The sequence below is a fragment of the Flavobacterium crassostreae genome (assembly GCF_001831475.1).
In the GTDB taxonomy this organism is placed as follows: domain Bacteria; phylum Bacteroidota; class Bacteroidia; order Flavobacteriales; family Flavobacteriaceae; genus Flavobacterium; species Flavobacterium crassostreae.
Map to the genome: position 1 here is coordinate 1,909,913 of NZ_CP017688.1, position 18,149 is coordinate 1,928,061.

General features: G+C 38.3%; 15 protein-coding genes. 7 read left to right on the forward strand and 8 right to left on the reverse strand.

Annotation, left to right across the window (positions count from 1 at the left end):
- Nucleotides 1-72: 72 nt before the first annotated feature.
- From LB076_RS08510 to prfB, 4 genes are all read right to left on the reverse strand, one after another.
- On the reverse strand, nt 73-1,701 hold the full coding sequence (locus LB076_RS08510; protein WP_066331431.1) for an acyl-CoA carboxylase subunit beta: 1,629 nt from the start codon (nt 1,699-1,701) through the stop codon (nt 73-75).
- A gap of 149 nt (nt 1,702-1,850) precedes the next feature.
- The gene (gene lpxD / locus LB076_RS08515) at nt 1,851-2,849 is read right to left on the reverse strand and encodes a UDP-3-O-(3-hydroxymyristoyl)glucosamine N-acyltransferase (protein WP_066331430.1); all 999 of its coding nucleotides are present in this window, start codon (nt 2,847-2,849) and stop codon (nt 1,851-1,853) included.
- Between the two features lie 220 nt (nt 2,850-3,069).
- Entirely contained in the window at nt 3,070-4,707 is a 1,638-nt protein-coding gene (locus LB076_RS08520; RefSeq protein WP_066331429.1) for a DUF4139 domain-containing protein, read from the reverse strand.
- A gap of 150 nt (nt 4,708-4,857) precedes the next feature.
- Nucleotides 4,858-5,959 (reverse strand): peptide chain release factor 2 gene (prfB, locus tag LB076_RS08525; protein ID WP_141672798.1). Its coding sequence is split into 2 segments (ribosomal slippage): nt 4,858-5,895 and nt 5,897-5,959, totalling 1,101 coding nucleotides; the frame shifts between segments, so codons are not numbered across the junction.
- Between the two features lie 89 nt (nt 5,960-6,048).
- On the opposite strand from prfB, the gene LB076_RS08530 reads away from it, so the two are divergent.
- Nucleotides 6,049-7,074 carry a threonine aldolase family protein gene (locus tag LB076_RS08530; RefSeq protein ID WP_066331428.1) on the forward strand — a complete coding sequence of 342 codons (1,026 nt, stop codon included), beginning with the start codon at nt 6,049-6,051 and terminating at the stop codon, nt 7,072-7,074.
- 56 nt (nt 7,075-7,130) lie between these two features.
- Here LB076_RS08530 and LB076_RS08535 read toward each other — a convergent pair whose 3' ends face one another.
- A complete protein-coding gene (locus LB076_RS08535; protein WP_066331427.1) occupies nt 7,131-7,451 on the reverse strand; it encodes a YbaB/EbfC family nucleoid-associated protein in 321 nt (106 codons plus the stop codon).
- A gap of 135 nt (nt 7,452-7,586) precedes the next feature.
- Here LB076_RS08535 and LB076_RS08540 point away from each other — a divergent pair, with 135 nt between their 5' ends.
- The 5 genes from LB076_RS08540 to LB076_RS08560 all read left to right on the forward strand — a co-directional run bounded on the left by LB076_RS08540 (nt 7,587) and on the right by LB076_RS08560 (nt 14,454).
- Nucleotides 7,587-9,647 (forward strand): S9 family peptidase, encoded by a 2,061-nt coding sequence (locus LB076_RS08540; RefSeq protein WP_066331426.1) that lies wholly within the window; start codon nt 7,587-7,589, stop codon nt 9,645-9,647.
- Nucleotides 9,648-9,717: 70 nt separating this feature from the next.
- The gene (gene capA / locus LB076_RS08545) at nt 9,718-10,758 is read left to right on the forward strand and encodes a cysteate synthase (RefSeq protein ID WP_066331419.1); all 1,041 of its coding nucleotides are present in this window, start codon (nt 9,718-9,720) and stop codon (nt 10,756-10,758) included.
- A 146-nt stretch (nt 10,759-10,904) separates the two neighbouring features.
- The gene (locus LB076_RS08550) at nt 10,905-11,783 is read left to right on the forward strand and encodes a helix-turn-helix domain-containing protein (RefSeq protein WP_066331406.1); all 879 of its coding nucleotides are present in this window, start codon (nt 10,905-10,907) and stop codon (nt 11,781-11,783) included.
- 163 nt (nt 11,784-11,946) lie between these two features.
- The gene (locus LB076_RS08555) at nt 11,947-13,542 is read left to right on the forward strand and encodes an oleate hydratase (protein ID WP_066331404.1); all 1,596 of its coding nucleotides are present in this window, start codon (nt 11,947-11,949) and stop codon (nt 13,540-13,542) included.
- 12 nt (nt 13,543-13,554) lie between these two features.
- On the forward strand, nt 13,555-14,454 hold the full coding sequence (locus LB076_RS08560) for a 3-hydroxyacyl-CoA dehydrogenase (RefSeq protein ID WP_066331398.1): 900 nt from the start codon (nt 13,555-13,557) through the stop codon (nt 14,452-14,454).
- A gap of 107 nt (nt 14,455-14,561) precedes the next feature.
- On the opposite strand, the gene LB076_RS08565 is transcribed toward LB076_RS08560, so the two are convergent.
- Nucleotides 14,562-15,275 carry a YebC/PmpR family DNA-binding transcriptional regulator gene (locus LB076_RS08565; RefSeq protein WP_066331397.1) on the reverse strand — a complete coding sequence of 238 codons (714 nt, stop codon included), beginning with the start codon at nt 15,273-15,275 and terminating at the stop codon, nt 14,562-14,564.
- Nucleotides 15,276-15,335: 60 nt separating this feature from the next.
- Complete coding sequence (gene gcvT, locus LB076_RS08570) at nt 15,336-16,418, reverse strand: glycine cleavage system aminomethyltransferase GcvT (RefSeq protein WP_066331396.1); 1,083 nt, start codon at nt 16,416-16,418, stop codon at nt 15,336-15,338.
- A gap of 264 nt (nt 16,419-16,682) precedes the next feature.
- Between gcvT and LB076_RS08575 the strand changes: the two genes are divergently transcribed.
- Nucleotides 16,683-17,537, forward strand: a complete 855-nt coding sequence (locus tag LB076_RS08575; protein WP_066331395.1) for an NAD(P)H-hydrate dehydratase — start codon at nt 16,683-16,685, stop codon at nt 17,535-17,537.
- Here the strand turns inward: LB076_RS08575 and LB076_RS08580 are convergent, their stop codons facing one another.
- On the reverse strand, nt 17,538-18,041 hold the full coding sequence (locus LB076_RS08580) for a GNAT family N-acetyltransferase (protein ID WP_066331791.1): 504 nt from the start codon (nt 18,039-18,041) through the stop codon (nt 17,538-17,540).
- Nucleotides 18,042-18,149: the final 108 nt, after the last annotated feature.

The following is an 18,149-nucleotide window of genomic DNA, read 5'->3' on the forward strand; positions in this document are numbered from 1 at the left end:
GCATAGCGGGAGGGGACTTGTTTTGGTAGTCTAGTCTGCCTGCTCCTGAATCTTTAAAAGTGTTTAAGTATGTTATACCTGAATGACTCCTAGGTTAAAGGGTTTGGTGATCGGGGAGTGGTTTGCGGCTTCGATACCCATGGAGATCCAGTTGCGGGTGTCTAGGGGATCTATGATGGCGTCGGTCCATAAACGGGAGGCGGCATAGTAGGGTGACACTTGTTCGTCATACCGGGCTTTGATTTTGGCAAATAGGGCGTCTTCTTTGGCTTGGTCTACTTCTTCACCGCTTTTTTTGAGTGAGGCGGCTTCTATCTGTGCGAGTACTTTTGCGGCTTGTGTGCCTCCCATTACGGCAAGTTCTGCGCTTGGCCAAGCAAAAATTAGTCTTGGATCGTATGCCTTGCCACACATGGCGTAGTTTCCGGCACCATATGAGTTGCCTATTATTACGGTAAATTTAGGCACTACAGAATTGCTTACGGCATTTACCATCTTGGCGCCGTCTTTGATAATACCGCCTTGTTCTGACTTGGAGCCTACCATAAATCCGGTTACATCTTGTAGGAATACTAAGGGTATTTTTTTTTGGTTGCAATTGGCTATAAAACGGGTGGCTTTGTCTGCGCTGTCCGAATAGATTACGCCGCCAAATTGCATCTCGCCTTTTTTGGTTTTGACTACTTTTCGTTGGTTGGCTACAATTCCTACTGCCCAGCCTTCTATGCGTGCATATCCGGTGAGGATGGTTTGTCCGTAACCTTCTTTGTAGGGTTCAAATTCGGAGTTATCAACCAGACGCAGGATGATGTCCATCATGTCGTATTGTTCGTTGCGGGCTTTGGGCAAGATGCCATACAGTTCTGTTGGGTCTAAGGCGGGTTTTTGGGGTTTTATTTGGTTAAAACCGGCTTTGTCATAGTCTCCAATTTTAGCCACAATGTTTTTTATTTTGTCTAATGCGTCTTGGTCGTCTTTGGCTTTATAATCGGTTACTCCAGATATTTCGCAATGGGTGGTGGCTCCACCTAGGGTTTCGTTGTCTATGGTTTCTCCAATTGCGGCTTTGACTAGATAACTTCCTGCCAAGAAAATGCTTGCTGTTTTGTCTACAATTATGGCTTCGTCACTCATAATAGGAAGGTAGGCACCTCCGGCAACGCAACTACCCATTATGGCTGAAATTTGGGTTATTCCCATGCTGCTCATTTGAGCATTGTTTCTAAAGATGCGTCCAAAATGTTCTTTGTCCGGAAAAATCTCGTCTTGCAAGGGTAGATAAACCCCTGCACTATCTACTAAGTAAATAATGGGTAGGCGGTTTTCCATGGCTATTTCTTGGGCTCTTAGATTTTTTTTGGCGGTGATAGGGAACCATGCTCCTGCTTTTACGGTGGCGTCATTTGCCACTACAACGCATTGTTTTCCTTGGATGTATCCTATTTTGACTATAACACCACCAGAGGGACAACCACCATGTTCTTTGTACATTCCTTCTGCTACAAAGGCACCTATTTCTATGGATTTTGCCTTGGGATCTAGCAAATAATCTATCCGTTCTCTGGCGGTCATTTTTCCTTCGGCATGAAGTTTGGCTATTCTTTTTTCTCCACCGCCTAAACTAACCTTAGAAAGCTGTAGTTTTAATTTGGATACTAAAAGTTTATTGTGGTCTTCGTTTTTATTGAAGTTTAAATCCATGTTGTAATAGTGTTATATAGTTGGTGCTAAAATACAAAATCCTACCATATTTTGGGATTGTTTTGTGGCTGAATCTCTCAAAAAACAGCTTTAAAGAGTCTCCAAACAGAAGTGTGTTCTTGGATGGAGATTTTTATTATGGGAGGGGTTTATTTTTTGGATTCAGTAACTAATCTCTTTAGGATTGCCCATTGTTTTAATGCGTCACGAGCTTCAACGGCGGGGTATCCTAACATGGTTTTTCCGGCGGGTATATCTCCGGTAACTCCGGATCCAGCACCGACAACTGCTCCACTACCAATGGTGGTGTGGTCTTTTATAGAAGCACTTCCGCCAATTATAACACCATCTCCTAAGGTTACGGATCCTGCTAATCCACTGTTTCCGGCCATGATACAAAAACGACCTAGCTTGCTGTTGTGTCCGATTTGTACTAAGTTGTCAATCTTGCAGCCATCTCCTACTATCGTGGAGCTAAACTTGCCTCTATCGATGCAAGAATTAGCACCAATTTCGACCCAATTGCCTATAATTACATTGCCTATTTGTGGTATTTTAACCAAGCCTTTTTCGGGGCAGGGTCTAAATCCAAATCCATCTGCTCCAATGGTAGCATTGGGGTGTATAATGCAGTTATTGCCAATATGGGATCGTTCTCTTATTACGGTTCCGGACCAAATAACACTATGGTCTCCTATGGTAGATTGGTCTAGTATGGTTACATTGGGATAAATAATACAATTTTCGCCTATTTTTACCTCTGGACCAATGTAGCATCCTGCGCCTATCTTTGTGCCATTAGCTATGGTTGCAGTGATATCAATCACTGCAGTAGGGTGGATGTCACTATTGAATAGGGGTGGTGGTGGTGCAAATAGGGTTAGTATTTGTGACATGGCTAAGTCGGCATTCTGGACTTTAATAAAGGCTCTGTTGTCTCCAGGGGCAATGCTAATATCTTGGTTTACTACTGCTACTGCAGCTTTGGATGTAAACCATAGTTTTTCGTATTTTTTATTTCCAATAAATGATATTTCTGTTTCTTGAGCAGCTTCAAGTTGTTCTGGTGCGGTTATGTGGTGGGATGTGGCACCAATAATAACTCCATTAAGGATTTCATTAATTTCTTGTACGGAGTAAGATTTCATTACGTTTTTATTAAATTGTGGTTAATATTTATCAAATAAAATGATTTTGATCGTAGCTTGCAACTATTTTTTTCATTTGAATCTAAAGTAAGCTCTTTATAAGGGATTATAGAAAGAAAAGGTATTTATTTTAGGATAAAAAGTGGTATAATCTAAAAAAAACCACCCAATAATTTTGAAGTTATTGGGTGGTTTTCTTAAAAAAAAGAGGTCTTTATATTTATAAATTGGTAATAATGGTGTCTTTTGGATACCTAACTTTATAGCTAATTCGGATTTTTTGGGTTGTATTGCTGTCTAGTTTTAGGTGCCAAGTCAATAGGCCTGTTTCTTGATTTACGTTTGCCTTGCTGGTTTCTACTAATACAACACTAATTTCTTTATCGGTTGGCAATGGATATTGGTCTTTTAGTTCTAGTACAACCGCTTCTTTTTTGTTATTTCTGACCGTGATATCATAGGTAAAGAGTTGTTCTTTATAACTAGAGAGAAATTTGGTGCCAGATTTGTCTGCTATTTTTTCGCGGTTAAGCGTTATTTTTTTGTCTCTACCCATGCTTAATTTTAAGGTATCTGCAGTTTGGCTTGGATTAATTTGTGTTTTACCTACATGCATTCCTTCAAAAATAATGTTGGCTTCGCCTGGCAGTAAATTATATTTAGAATAATCGCTGATTTCGGCCAATAAAAAGGCTTCTTTGTCTGCTTTTGGAGCAGCAAAGTAGGTATAGGTTGCGGGCAGTTTTATCTCTTTTAGGGCTACACTATGGATTTTTCCGTTGGATAAAATAGTATACGGAATTGCAATATCAAACGATACATTAAGCTGGTTTTGCACATCGGTAGCATGTAGACTTTGTACCGAGTAGGCCAATGCTTTTTTTTCTTTTTTTAATCCATTTGCCATTATGCCATCCTCTTGCAGCCTGTTATCCAAAGATTCCATTGCGGCATAGCTTCTTGGAGGGGTTTTTGTGGCAGCATAGGTATTCTGAAAGTGCAAAAACCAAGGTTGTAAATCTGGAGCTTGGTTGTTTTGATTAGGGTTGCCGCTAGAGAGGGTGAGTTGTATGTTTTTCCAGTCTATGCCCGAGTTTTGCATAACGGCAGCCTTGTACATCATGTTAATGGGAGTTTGGATGTTTTCTGTGCGTAGGTCATAAAAAGGGTTCCAGCTTGCAGTGTTGGTTATGTAGCTAATGGCCAGGGGGATGTTTCCGGCAGTTTCGTTTCGGACTTGCAAAATTAATTTTCCGGAAGCGTATTTTTCGGGATCTTTGGTATGGAATTGCAATTTGTTGTTTAGAGCCGAGAGTTTTTTGTTCCAAAGTGTTTGTTTTTCGGCTAGGTCTACAATGGTGTTTTCGAGTTCGCTTCTTTTGGTGGAATAATAGGCAACTAGTTTGGTCAATTCCATAACGTTCCAACTAGTATTGGCGGCGGAAATGGTTTTGTTTGCGTCTAATAAAGCAATTGTTTGGGTGTTAGAATTGCTTAGAATTTGTATTCTCTTTAATTCTCTTTGTACCAAAGTAATGCTGTCTTTGACTTTTTTTATGGCTGGACTGCTTTGGTCTGTTTCAAATTCTGAAATATAATTGGTAGTAAATTGTACCGATAAAATAGTCACAGTGCTAGGAGCTCCTATTTGCACGGTATTTTCGTTAAGATAATTAGCTATGTTGTTAATTACAATTTCGCTGTTTCCGGCCGGAAGAGCAACTAAGGTGTTTTGGGTGAGTTCTGCTGCATTGGCATAAACGGTGGCAGCTTTTATTTTTGCGGTAGTAAAAATTGGTTTTTGTCCTAGGGCAAAGGCAGTGACAAAAAGCCCAATCAAAATGGCTTGTTTTTGCATCTAAATCGTATTTTGAGTTTAAAGAAGTTCTTTTTTAGTAAAAGTAATCAAAAAACTACAATAACAAGGGATGGTCTTTTTTGCTTTTTTTAAACAAAAAAAAACCAAGCCAACTCCAATTTAAAGAGAAGGCTTGGTCTAAAAGGGTTATTATGAGTCTTCGTTTTGTTGCCCCATCATCATTAAATAGGCTTTTAGAAAGGCGTCAATATCGCCGTTCATAACGCCATCTACATTACTGCTTTCGTAACCCGTACGAACGTCTTTCACCAGTTTGTAGGGTTGCATAACGTAATTTCGGATCTGAGAACCCCATTCAATTTTCATTTTTCCAGCTTCAATATCCGCGCGTTGGGCCAGTTGTTTTTTTAGCTCAATTTCGTACAGTTGGGAACGCAACATTTGCATGGCACGTTGTCGGTTGTCTTGCTGGGAACGTGTTTCGGAACATTGAATTTGGATTCCGGTTGGTTTGTGGAACAACTGTACCTTAGTCTCTACTTTGTTTACATTTTGCCCTCCCGCGCCACTGGATCTCGAGGTAGTTATTTCAATATCAGCGGGGTTAATGTCAATTTCAATACTATCATCCACCAGCGGATAAACATATACAGAGGCAAACGAAGTATGGCGTTTGGCATTGCTATCAAACGGAGAAATACGCACCAATCGATGCACGCCATTTTCTCCTTTAAGATACCCAAAAGAATACTCTCCTTCAAATTCAAGTGTTACGGTTTTTATACCCGCTGCATCTCCTTTCTGAAAATTTAGTTCTTTTATTTTATAGCCATATTTTTCGCCCCACATCATGTACATGCGCATGAGCATAGATGCCCAATCACAACTTTCTGTACCACCTGCTCCAGCGGTAATTTGCACTACAGCACTCAGGGTATCGCCTTCGTCAGAGAGCATGTTCTTGAACTCAATGGCGTCTAAGTGTTTTTCTATCTGTGCATATTGTTGGTCTAGCTCTTCGGGACTTAATTCTCCTTCTCGATAAAACTCATAGGCAAGCTGCAATTCTTCGGTCATTGCAACGGCTGTATCATAATCTTCAATCCATTTTTTTTTGTTCCGAAGATTCTTTACAATATGCTCTGCTTCTTTGGCGTTATTCCAGAAATCAGGAGCAAATGTTTTTTCTTCTTCGTTGGCAATTTCGATAAGTTTAGCATCCACGTCAAAGATACCTCCTCAACGCACCAAGGCGCTCTACAATACCTTTTATTTGTTCGGTAGTTGTCATAAATTGTGTAATTTTGTTGGACAAAAATAAGGAATTTTGAGAAGAGACAAGCAACCACTTGTTTTTTTAAATAAATATAAAACCAATAGATGGAAATAAATTTAGTTAGCGATACAATTACTAAGCCCACTTATGAGATGTTGCAGTATATGTTTAATGCTGAGGTTGGAGATGATGTATACAAACAAGATCCTACAGTTATAGAGTTAGAAGATACTATTGCAGATGTTTTTGGTATGGAAGCAGGACTATTTTTTCCGTCAGGAACCATGGCCAATCAAACCGCCATTAAGCTACATACCCAACCTGGAGAACAAATTATAGCGGATAAATACGCCCATATTTACCTTTATGAAGCAGGTGGGGCTTCTTTCAATAGCGGGGTTTCTTTTTCTTTGTTAGATGGAGATCAAGGCAGGATAACAGCAGAACAAGTAGCTGGAGCAATCAATGATCCAGAGTTTTATCACAGTCCTCTAACAAGTTTGGTCTGTGTCGAAAACACCACCAACAAAGGCGGTGGCGCTTGTTATGAACTAGACGAATTGCAAAAAATCAAAACCGTTTGTGATGCTCATAACTTAAAATTTCATTTAGATGGCGCCCGAATCTGGAATGCATTAATTGCCAAAAAACAAGACCCAAAGTCTTTTGGGAGGTTGTTTGATACCATTTCTGTTTGTTTGTCCAAAGGATTAGGAGCACCCATAGGCTCCGTTTTATTGGCAGACAAGGCGACCATTACTCGTGCCTTACGCATCCGCAAAATGTTGGGTGGAGGCATGCGTCAAGTAGGCTATTTGGCAGCAGCAGGATTGTATGCCCTAGATCACAACGTTATCCGTTTGTCTGAAGACCACAGAAGAGCCAAAGAATTGGCAGGTATTTTGAGAAAAACAAGCTGGGTAGCTACCATAGCGCCTGTAGAAACAAATATTGTGATATTTACACTAAAAAGCAACTATAAAGAAGCAGAGGTTATAGAAAAATTAAAACAAAAAAACATTTCTATAAGTGCCATGGGGCAAGGCAAACTACGGATGGTAACCCATCTAGATTATAGAGAAGTAATGCATACCTATGTGCTCGAAACCTTGAGTAAACTGGCGTTATAGTGGTTTCTTAAAACCAAAAAACGGGGTGTAATATACTCCCACCCCGTTTTTTTTAATTATTTAAACAAATTGTCCATCCCCGGAATCATTGGCATGTCCATTTTTGCCACAGCGTCTAACTCCGCTTCGTTAATCTTAGAAGCTTTTTCAATGGCTTTATTGAGTACTAAAACCATATAATCTTCTAATTGCTCCTTGTCTTCTAATAAGGCATCATCAATGGTTAGTGTTTTTATTTTTCTGTTTGCAGTAAGGGTTACTTGCAACAAACCATCCGAACTTTGCTCCTCAACCAGAACCGAATCCAGACGTTTTTTAGTTTCTTCAATTTTATTTTGGGTTTCCTTCAACTTACCCATCATTCCCATTAAATCCATTTTAGTTGTTTTTTAAAGTTAATCAAGCACGAAATTACTATTTTTGGTGCAATAACCAATGCAAAATAACCTCAAAAGACGTACTATTCTAAAGTGGCTTTGTGTTATTTTTGTAAAAAACAAGACTTTCAAAAAATGACAAAAAATATACCTGCTCCAATAGCAAAGCAAATTCCTACTCCCTTAGAAAAATTCGAAGACATTAGGATCGATAATTATTTTTGGTTAAAAGATCGAGAAAACCCCGAAGTTATAGAATATCTAAACCAAGAAAACGAGTATTATCAGGCCATGACGGCGCATACCCAAGATCTTCAAAAAGATTTGTTTGAAGAAATGAAAGCCCGTATCAAAGAAGACGACCAATCTGTTCCGTATCTATACAACGGCTATTACTACATAACCCGTTTTGAAAAAGGCGGTGATTATCCTATTTATTCCCGAAAAAAAGGCAGCCTTTCGGCAAAAGAAGAAATCCTTTTTGACTGCAATCAACTCGCCAAAGGACACAAATACTTTCAATTAAGCGGCTTGAGTATCAGTATAGACAACCAAATGGCAGCCTATGCCGTAGATACCGTTGGAAGACGCGTGTATACCTTACACGTAAAAAACCTTGCTACAGGAGCAGTTTTAGAAGATAAAATTGAAAATACCACCGGAAATTCTACCTGGGCCAATGATAACAAAACCCTATTTTATACCAATCAAGATCCCAAAACCCTAAGATCAGATAAAGTATTGCAACACCAATTGGGCACCGATACCGCAACAGATACGTTGGTTTACTTTGAGCAAGACGAAACCTTTGATGTGGCAGTTGGCAAAGAAAAATCACAAAAATACCTACTCATAAGTTCTTCGAGCACGTTAACCACAGAGTTTAGGATTTTATCTGCTGAGGATCCCAACGGAAAATTCCAAGTATTTCAAAAAAGAGTTCGTGGTCTAGAATACAGTATTTCGTATTACGAGGGCTATTTTTATATAGTAACCAACAAAGATAAGGCTACCAATTTTAAGTTGATGAAAACGCCCGAAAATGCCACAGCCAAAAAAAATTGGCAAGAAGTAATCCCACATCGCGAAGATGTTTTGCTAGAAGACATTGATATTTTTAGAGATTTTCTGGTAGTTTCTGAGCGTAGCAATGGCTTGAACCACCTCCGGATTCTGCCCTGGAATGGCGATCCAGAATATTTCTTGCCATTTGATAGCCAAACCTACACCGTATATACTACCTCAAATGTAGATTTTGATACCGATATTCTTCGTTACGGATACCAATCTATGGCAACACCATCGTCTGTGATTGATTTTAATATGAAAACCAAGCAAAAAGAAGTTAAAAAAGAGCAAGAAGTTCTGGGAGGTTCTTTTGATAAAAATAATTATATCGAAGAAAGAATCTGGGCAACGGCCAAAGATGGAACCCAAATACCCATTTCGATGGTGTACCGAAAAGACCTAAAAAAAGACGGAAAAAACCCCTTATTGCTCTATGCTTATGGATCCTACGGCCATTCTATGGATCCTTATTTTTCTTCCACAAGACTCTCTTTGTTAGATAGAGGTTTTGTGTATGCTATTGCGCATATTAGAGGAGGAGAAGATCTAGGTAGACCATGGTACGAAGCAGGCAAATTAGCCAAAAAGAAAAATACCTTTACAGATTTTGTTGCTTGTTCTAAGCATCTGATAGACCAAAAATACACCTCTGCAAAGCATTTGTATGCCGAGGGAGGTTCTGCAGGCGGCTTACTGATGGGAGTTATCATCAATAAAGCCCCAAAATTATATAATGGGGTTATAGCCCAAGTTCCTTTTGTAGATGTAGTCACTACCATGCTCGATGATTCGATCCCATTAACGACAGGAGAATATGATGAATGGGGCAATCCAAACCTCAAAAAGTACTACAAATACATGAAATCGTACTCGCCCTATGATAATTTAAAAGAACAAAAATACCCCAATATTTATGTTTCTACAGGGCTACACGACTCTCAAGTACAGTATTGGGAGCCTGCAAAGTGGGTTGCCAAGATGCGAACCCTAAAAAAAGACACCACCGTTTTGTACCTAGATACCAATATGGATGCGGGTCATGGCGGGGCTTCAGGTAGGTTTGAGTCCCTCAAAGAGCTAGCAAAGGAATTTAGTTTTTTATTAGATTTAGAGAAAATTAAAAAGTAATTAAAATTTTTTTGTTAAATTTGCACTGTTTCAGGGTCTAATAAAATAAGCCCTGTTTAACTATTTTTTTATGAAAGAAGAAATAAATGCTTACAATAATGTTTTAGAGTTAATAGGGAACACCCCTCTTATTAAGCTAAACAAAGTCACCCAAAAGTTAGAAGGTAATTTTTACGCCAAAGTAGAAGCTTTTAACCCAGGGCATTCCTCCAAAGACCGAATAGCGCTATATATTATTGAAGAAGCAGAGAAAAAAGGGATTTTATCTCCAGGAGATACCATTATAGAAACTACATCAGGCAACACCGGATTTAGTCTAGCAATGGTAAGTATTATAAAAGGATACAACTGTATTTTAGCGGTAAGCTCAAAATCATCCAAAGATAAAATAGACATGTTGCGCAGCCTAGGGGCCAAAGTATACGTCTGTCCTGCCCATGTATCTGCAGATGATGAGCGATCTTACTACAATGTAGCCAAAAGATTGCATGAAGAAACCAAAGGATCCGTATATATCAATCAATATTTCAACCAATTAAATATTGATGCACATTATAACTCCACAGGGCCTGAGATTTGGAAACAAACCAACGGCAAAATCACCCATCTAGTAGCCTGTAGCGGTACCGGAGGAACCATTTCTGGAACAGCAAAGTATTTAAAAGAACAAAACCCGAATATTAAAATTCTAGGAGTAGATGCTTTTGGTTCGGTATTAAAAAAATACCACGAAACAAGAGAGTTTGATACCGACGAAATTTATCCTTACAGAATAGAAGGCTTAGGTAAAAATTTAATACCCGCTGCTACAGACTTTGACATGATAGATAAATTCATGAAAGTTACTGACGAAGAAAGCGCCCATTCTGCCCGAGAAATAACCCGAAAAGAGGGTTTATTTGTAGGATACACCTCAGGAGCCGTTTTGCAAGCAATCAAGCAATATGCCGAAGAAGGCGAGTTTGACGCCAACAGTAGAGTAGTGGCAATATTTCCAGATCACGGATCTAGATACATGAGTAAAGTATTTAGCGATGATTGGATGAATGAGCAAGGTTTTTTTGATAGTATAAACAAAGAAGAAGCACAAAAAATTGAAATGATAAAATAATTTTTATCCAATTTCATGGGATCCAAATAACACCACAGATCCAGATAAAAAATAGAAACGTGCTCCTGTTAAAAAGGACACATAAAAAATAAGGGTTTGACTTTTTAATTAAAGTTTAACCCTTTTTTTGGTAACAATAATGTAGTATGAATCCGAGCTATGATAAAATACACGATACTCTCTCGTTTTTTGGTATAGACAACCTCAGGCAGTATTATGTATCCACAGGAAACCAACTTAAGGCATATCCTAACCACGCCATTAGGATGGATTACTATTGTCTTTGTCTTTGTTACCAAGGCAGTGCCGAGGTGTTTATAGACAACAAAATACAGCTTATACATTCTAATGAAATAATAGCGACCCGTCCGGCTACTATTATTCAGTTTATAAATGAAAGCGAGGATTTTAAAATTAAATTTCTCTTTTTTGAAAAAAACTTTCTTGTTGAGAATGCTTCAAATAGTTTTTTTTTAGATAAAATAAAATTATTTAGAGGCTGCAATTACCATCTAATAAGCGTCAATGCAACACAAAGAGAAAGCTGGTTGGATTTGTTGGCTTATTTAGAAAACAAAACAGAACAAGAAAGCGCTTATATAGAAGAGAAAATCAGGACAATAATTTATTATTTATTATTAGAAACAGCCGATATTTTTAATCAAAATAAAGACAAAGATACAGACAAACAAAAGCAGCTGTTTAATGATTTGTACTTTAAGTTCTGTGATTTAGTAAATGCGAATGTTACCGCAAACAAACAGTTGGATTTTTATGCTAAAACACTCTGTGTAACCACCAAACATTTAATTGAAGAAGTAAAAAAAACATCTGGCACCACTCCGGGCAAAATTATTAATGAAGCCCTAATTCAGGAGGCATATATCCTGATGAATAATCCCACCTACAATATTACCCAAATTGCTTTCAAATTACACTTTAGCTCCACGGCATCCTTTAGCCGATTTTTTAAAAGAATTTCAGGAATTTCTCCTCGTGCTTACCAACAAAAGAATTTGAGGTAACAAAAACAGAATTTTGGGTAAAACCAATAGGCTTTGCTTGCTTTAAATTTGTAGTACTTAATCCAGTTTATAGCATTGATTTTAAATTATTTAATTAAAAATCGGTCTTTTGTAAATACGGTTTAAGCATGTTTATGTATAAATTTATTTTAACCCTAAAATTATGAGCAACAACAATTCAGACAGACAAGCCTATTTTATTGGAGGAGGTTTAGCTAGTTTAGCAGCGGCCGTTTATTTATTAGAAGATGGTGGATTTAAAGGGACTAATATTCATATTCTAGAGTCTTTACCCGTTCTAGGAGGCAGTAATGATGGAGCAGGAAACAACCAAGATGGATTTATATGTCGTGGTGGTAGGATGTTAAATGAGGAAACGTATGAAAATTTTTGGGAACTAACCAGCCGTATCCCTTCATTAGAAATACCCAATATGTCTGTAAAAGACGAAATACTAGCTTTTGATAAAGCAAACCCTACACATGCCAAATCCAGATTGGTCGATGCCAACGGAAACAAAATCTCGGTGACGGATATGGGCTTTAACACTGAGGATAGACTCCAAATGGTAAAGTTGTTTTTTTCTGATGAAAATGATTTAGATAATGTAACAATAAGAGATTGGTTTGGAGACCATTTTTTTACAACCAATTTTTGGTATATGTGGCAAACTACTTTTGCTTGGCAAGAATGGTCTAGTATATTTGAGTTTCAGCGCTACATGAAACGCATGCTATTAGAATTTTCAAGAATCCACACCCTAGAGGGAGTTACCAGAACGCCTTATAACCAATTTGACTCCGTTATCTTGCCTTTAAAAACGTTTTTGGACCGTTTTGATGTAAATTTTAAACTACGCAAAACCGTTACAGATCTTGAGTTCAAAGAAACAGACGCCATTACCGTTACCGAAATAAAGTGCACCAATGCCTTGGGAGAAACAGAAACCATAAAGGTTTTGGATACGGATTTAGTGTTCTTTACTAATGGTTGTATCACCGACAACTCCAATAACGGAAACTACCATACTCCAGCAAAATACCAACCAAACAATCCGCCTAGTTTTGCTTTATGGCGAAAAATTGCGGATAAAAAACCAGGTAGATTAGGAAATCCAGATCCATTTTTTGCCAAACCAGATCAAACCAAATGGTATTCTTTTACCCCAACATTTAAAGGAAACCGAATGCTAAAACTCATCGAAGAGTTTACGGGAAATAAACCCGGAAGTGGTGCTTTAATTACGTTCAAAGATTCTTCGTGGAGAATGTCTATCGTTATTGCTGCTCAACCTCATTTTAAAGCACAAGCAGAGGAGGTAACCATTCTTTGGGGATACGGACTCTATCCAGATAAAATAGGAGATTTTGTAAAAAAACCAATGATTGATTGTACCGGAGAAGAAATCTTAACCGAGCTAATTGGGCATTTGCATTTTCAGGAGTATGAAACAGAAATCAAACAAAGCGTTATCAATGTAATTCCTTCTATGATGCCTTATATAGATGCCTTGTTTCAACCCAGAGCCAAAACAGATCGTCCAGAGGTTGTACCGGTTGGAGCAACAAATTTTGCTCTAATTAGTCAGTTTGTAGAAATACCCGACGATATGGTATTTACCGAAGAATACTCCGTTAGGGCAGCCAAAATAGCAGTCTATACCTTGCTAGGGCTAGACAAAGAGATACTACCAGTAACCAGCTACTGGAAACATCCAGAGGTTTTAGCAAAAGCAATTCATACTTCTTATAGATCTTAAATACTTCAAATTATGACATTTAAAAATATTACCATTGCAGGAAGCGGCGTTTTGGGTTCTCAAATTGCGTTTCAAACAGCCTTTCATGGGTATTCTGTTACTCTATACGACATTACAGATGCGGCATTAGCCAAAGCCAAAACTACTTTGCTGCAACTCAGTAAAGCATTTAAAACAGATTTAAACGCCACAGAAGCACAATTAGAAGCCACTTTTGCTAATTTAAAGTATTCTTCTAATTTAACACAAGCTGTAAAAAATGCAGATTTATTGATTGAAGCAATACCAGAAAACCCAAAAATTAAAATAGATTTTTATCAAAAATTAGCAGCTGTTGCCCCACAAAAAACCATTTTTGCTACCAACTCATCTACTTTGTTACCTAGTGAATTTGCTGCGGCAACTGGACGTCCAGCTCAATTTGTGGCGTTGCATTTTGCTAACGAAATCTGGAAACACAACACTGCAGAAATCATGGGACATGCAGGTACTTCGACCGAAGTATTTGAGCAAACAGTAGCTTTTGCTAAATCAATTGGGATGCTTGCTTTGCCTTTGCATAAAGAGCAACCAGGTTATATTTTGAACACTCTTTTGGTGCCATTATTAAATGCTGCTACAAGTCTTTTGGTAAACCAAGTTGCAGATGTACAGACTATCGATAAAACTTGGATGGCGGCCACGGGTGCACCAATGGGGCCTTTTGGTATTTTAGATGTAGTAGGCATTACTACAGCTTATAATATTAATCTAATGGCTGCAAAAACCAGTAATGATCCGGTAAAGATAAAAACAGTGGCTTATCTTAAAGAAAATTTTATCGATACCCATAAATTAGGAGTGGCCACCTCCGAAGGTTTTTATAAATATCCTAACCCAGCTTATAAAGACAAAGATTTTTTGAAGAAATAGTAGCATTCTGCTACATACTTCATGTTGTATGTCTTTGTTAGATTAAGGCAGTATTAAATGCAAAACTCCAGCCGTAGCTAGAGTTTTGTATTTAATTATAAAGCAATTTAGGCTTCTTCCATGGTGTGGTAAACGTTCATTACGTCATCATCCTCTTCCAGCTTTTCAATCAATTTTTCTACGTCTGCCATTTCGACTTCGGATAGTTTTTTGGTGATTTGCGGAATTCTTTCAAAACCAGAAGATAGAATTTCTAAATTACGGTTTTCTAGCTCTTTTTGGATGGTTCCAAAATTAGTAAAAGGGGCATAAATTAAAATACCATCTTCGTCTTCAAAAACCTCTTCGGCACCAAAATCAATTAATTCTAACTCTAATTCTTCGGCATCGAGTCCTTCTGCAGGGATACGAAAGTTGCAGGTATGATCAAACATAAACTCCACAGAACCTTGTGTTCCCATGGTGCCGTTGCATTTGTTAAAATAACTTCGAACATTAGCAACTGTTCTATTGTTGTTGTCTGTAGCGGTTTCAATCAATAATGCAATACCGTGTGGAGCATAGCCTTCAAAAAGAACTTCTTTGTAATTTTCGGTATCTTTATCGGTGGCTTTTTTGATAGCACGCTCTACATTATCTTTAGGCATATTTGCTGCCTTGGCATTTTGGATAACTGCTCTTAATCTTGAATTGGCATCTGGATTTGGACCACCTTCTTTAACGGCCATCACAATATCTTTTCCAATTCGGGTAAATGCTTTGGCCATTGCGGACCAACGTTTCATTTTTCTACCTTTTCTGAATTCAAACGCTCTTCCCATTTATAAGTTTGTTATTTTGAGCTGCAAAAATACATGGATTATGCAGGTTATAAAATCATTTTATTTTTTATAAAAAGGTAGTTTAACCACTGTTGCGGCAACATCATTTTTACGTATTCTAATAAAAATAGCACTATCCACAGCACTATTGGCAACGGTAACATATCCTAATCCAATTCCTTTATTCATTGATGGAGACATGGTTCCAGAGGTTACAATTCCAATTACGGTACCGTTGGCATCTACAATCTCATAATCGTGTCTTGGAACGGCACGTTCTTGCATTTCGAAGGCTACTAATTTTCTGGTTACTCCAGCTTCTTTTTGCTTTTTTAGGTTTTCAGAATTGGTAAATTCTTTTGTAAATTTGGTAATCCAACCTAAACCAGCCTCTAATGGCGAAGTAGTGTCACTAATATCGTTTCCGTATAGACAGAATCCCATCTCCAAACGTAAGGTATCTCTGGCAGCTAAACCAATTGGTTTGATCCCAAAAGCTGCACCCGCCTCAAAAACTTTGTTCCAGATTTGTTCTGCATCGCTGTTTTTGCAATAAATCTCAAAACCACCGGATCCAGTGTATCCTGTTGCAGATATTATTACGTCATCAAATCCTGCAAAATCAGCTACTTTAAAGTGGTAATACGGAATGGTTGCTAAATCCACAGAAGATAAAGATTGCATGGCCTCTACCGCTTTAGGTCCTTGAATGGCTAGTAAAGAGTAGTCTTCGGAAAGGTTTTTCATCGCTACTCCTAAATCATTTTTGGACGAAATCCAGTTCCAGTCTTTGTCTATATTAGAAGCATTTACTACCAAAAGGTATTTTTCTTCCTCCATTTTGTAAATGATTAAATCATCTACAACACCACCGTTGTCATTTGGCAAACAAGAATATTGTGCTCTACCTACCGTTAATACAGCAGCATCATTAGAGGTTACTTTTTGAATTAAAGCCAAGGCATTTGGGCCTTCGAGCAAAAATTCTCCCATGTGAGAAACATCAAAAACACCCACGGCATTACGTACGGTTTCGTGTTCGGCATTTACTCCTTCATATAATATTGGCATGTTGTAACCAGCAAACGGAAGCATTTTTGCTCCCAAACTTTCGTGTATGTGCGTAAGGGCAGTATTTTTCATTGTTTTTGTATATAAAATTTGAAGTGGCTAATTTATTCAAAATTTATTATATCTATAGCATTTCTGTTTAAATTTACGGTTTTTTGCCAACGGTTTTTGCTTATGGTTGCTAATTGGTGCTTTGGCAGGCTTAAAACTAGAGACGCTTCTGTTGGATTAGGTTTTGGTGTTTTTGAAATTTAAAAGGGCTTGTTTTGGATTTTAATACCTAAAAAGACGTTTTGGTTTAGGTTTTATTTTGTATTTTTAGAAAAATAAATAAAAATGAAACAAGCGGTTGTTTTGGATAAAGCAGAAATAGTAAAACGCTATAAACCCATAGATCCTCAAACACACAAAGGCATGCAAGGGCATGCATTGATTATAGCCGGAAGCTATGGCAAAATGGGGGCGGCGGTTTTGGCTTCAAAATCCTGTCTTAAAACAGGTTGTGGGCTGGTAACGGCTCTGGTGCCTAAATGTGGTTATGAAATTCTGCAAATAGCAAATCCCGAGGTTATGACCCTTACGGACAAAAAGGAGCAATACCTCTCTGATATTAAAATGGCTATAAAACCACAGGCTATAGCTATTGGACCGGGTTTGGGGCAGCATATTGTTACCCAAAAGGCGGTTTTGGATTTTTTAAAAACCAATAGAATACCGTTAGTATTGGACGCAGATGCTTTGAATATTTTGGCTTGTAATAAAGCTTGGTTTTCGGTGTTGTTGCCAAAAACAATACTCACACCGCATCCTAAGGAGCTAGAAAGGCTGCTTGGAGAATGGCATACCGAAGAAGAAAAATTCCAGAAGACACGTGCCTTTGTGTGCCAATATGATTTGATCGTGGTTATGAAAGGTGCTCCTACTTATATCTTTACTCCTGATGCAGTATATGTTAACACTACCGGAAATGCTGCTCTAGCAACTGCTGGCAGCGGTGATGTTTTGACCGGCATGCTAACGAGTTTGTTGGCACAAGGCTACTCTGCCACAGATGCGGCACTACTTGGGGTGTACCTTCATGGTCTAACGGCTACTATAGCTTTGCCTAAGACTGGATACCAATCTTTTACGGCTACAACTATTTTGAAAAATATTGGAAAAGCGTTTTTGAGTTTAGAAAACCAGCTGTAGTTAGCATATTTTTTTTTCTAAAAAGACAAATTCTAGGGGTTTTTGATCAATAGAATCGGTTGGGTTTGGGAATGCTTCTCTGGCTCCTGTGGCCACATATCCATGACGCTGGTACCAAGCAAGTAACTCTTCTCGGACTGAAATTACGGTCATCTCTATGGTGTTTAGCCCTAAGGCGCGTGCGTGCTGTTCGGCGGCTTGTAGCAATTGTTTTCCTAAGCCTTTGTTTTGAAAGCTTGGGGATACAGTGAGCATTCCTAAATAGAGTTGGTGGTCTTTTTGGGTTACTAAAACGCAACCCAAGATTTGATTGTTTTGGGTGTATTTTAATAGAGTATGGATGGGGTTGGAGAGGATTTGGTTTAGTTCTTCGGGAGTGGTTCTATTGCCTTTTAGTATATAGGCTTCGGTGGTCCACCCTTGTTTGGCGGTTTCGCCACGGTATGCTGCATTTATTAGGCAATTTAATGCTAAACTATCGTTTGGATTGGCTGGGGTAATCATGTTAGTGGGTTGTTTTGAGGCAGGATAGTGGGTTGGTGCTAAAATAAAGACTACTGCACGTGAGGGAATTGCAGTAGTCTTTTGGGAATAGTATGGGTTTTGTAAATC

Coding starts and splice junctions, on each gene's coding strand:
- LB076_RS08510 (WP_066331431.1), bottom strand. CDS start 1,701: ATGGATTTAAACTTCAATAAAAACGAAGACCACAATAAACTTTTAGTA.
- lpxD (WP_066331430.1), bottom strand. CDS start 2,849: ATGAAATCTTACTCCGTACAAGAAATTAATGAAATCCTTAATGGAGTT.
- LB076_RS08520 (WP_066331429.1), bottom strand. CDS start 4,707: ATGCAAAAACAAGCCATTTTGATTGGGCTTTTTGTCACTGCCTTTGCC.
- LB076_RS08530 (WP_066331428.1), top strand. CDS start 6,049: ATGGAAATAAATTTAGTTAGCGATACAATTACTAAGCCCACTTATGAG.
- LB076_RS08535 (WP_066331427.1), bottom strand. CDS start 7,451: ATGGATTTAATGGGAATGATGGGTAAGTTGAAGGAAACCCAAAATAAA.
- LB076_RS08540 (WP_066331426.1), top strand. CDS start 7,587: ATGACAAAAAATATACCTGCTCCAATAGCAAAGCAAATTCCTACTCCC.
- capA (WP_066331419.1), top strand. CDS start 9,718: ATGAAAGAAGAAATAAATGCTTACAATAATGTTTTAGAGTTAATAGGG.
- LB076_RS08550 (WP_066331406.1), top strand. CDS start 10,905: ATGAATCCGAGCTATGATAAAATACACGATACTCTCTCGTTTTTTGGT.
- LB076_RS08555 (WP_066331404.1), top strand. CDS start 11,947: ATGAGCAACAACAATTCAGACAGACAAGCCTATTTTATTGGAGGAGGT.
- LB076_RS08560 (WP_066331398.1), top strand. CDS start 13,555: ATGACATTTAAAAATATTACCATTGCAGGAAGCGGCGTTTTGGGTTCT.
- LB076_RS08565 (WP_066331397.1), bottom strand. CDS start 15,275: ATGGGAAGAGCGTTTGAATTCAGAAAAGGTAGAAAAATGAAACGTTGG.
- gcvT (WP_066331396.1), bottom strand. CDS start 16,418: ATGAAAAATACTGCCCTTACGCACATACACGAAAGTTTGGGAGCAAAA.
- LB076_RS08575 (WP_066331395.1), top strand. CDS start 16,683: ATGAAACAAGCGGTTGTTTTGGATAAAGCAGAAATAGTAAAACGCTAT.
- LB076_RS08580 (WP_066331791.1), bottom strand. CDS start 18,041: ATGATTACCCCAGCCAATCCAAACGATAGTTTAGCATTAAATTGCCTA.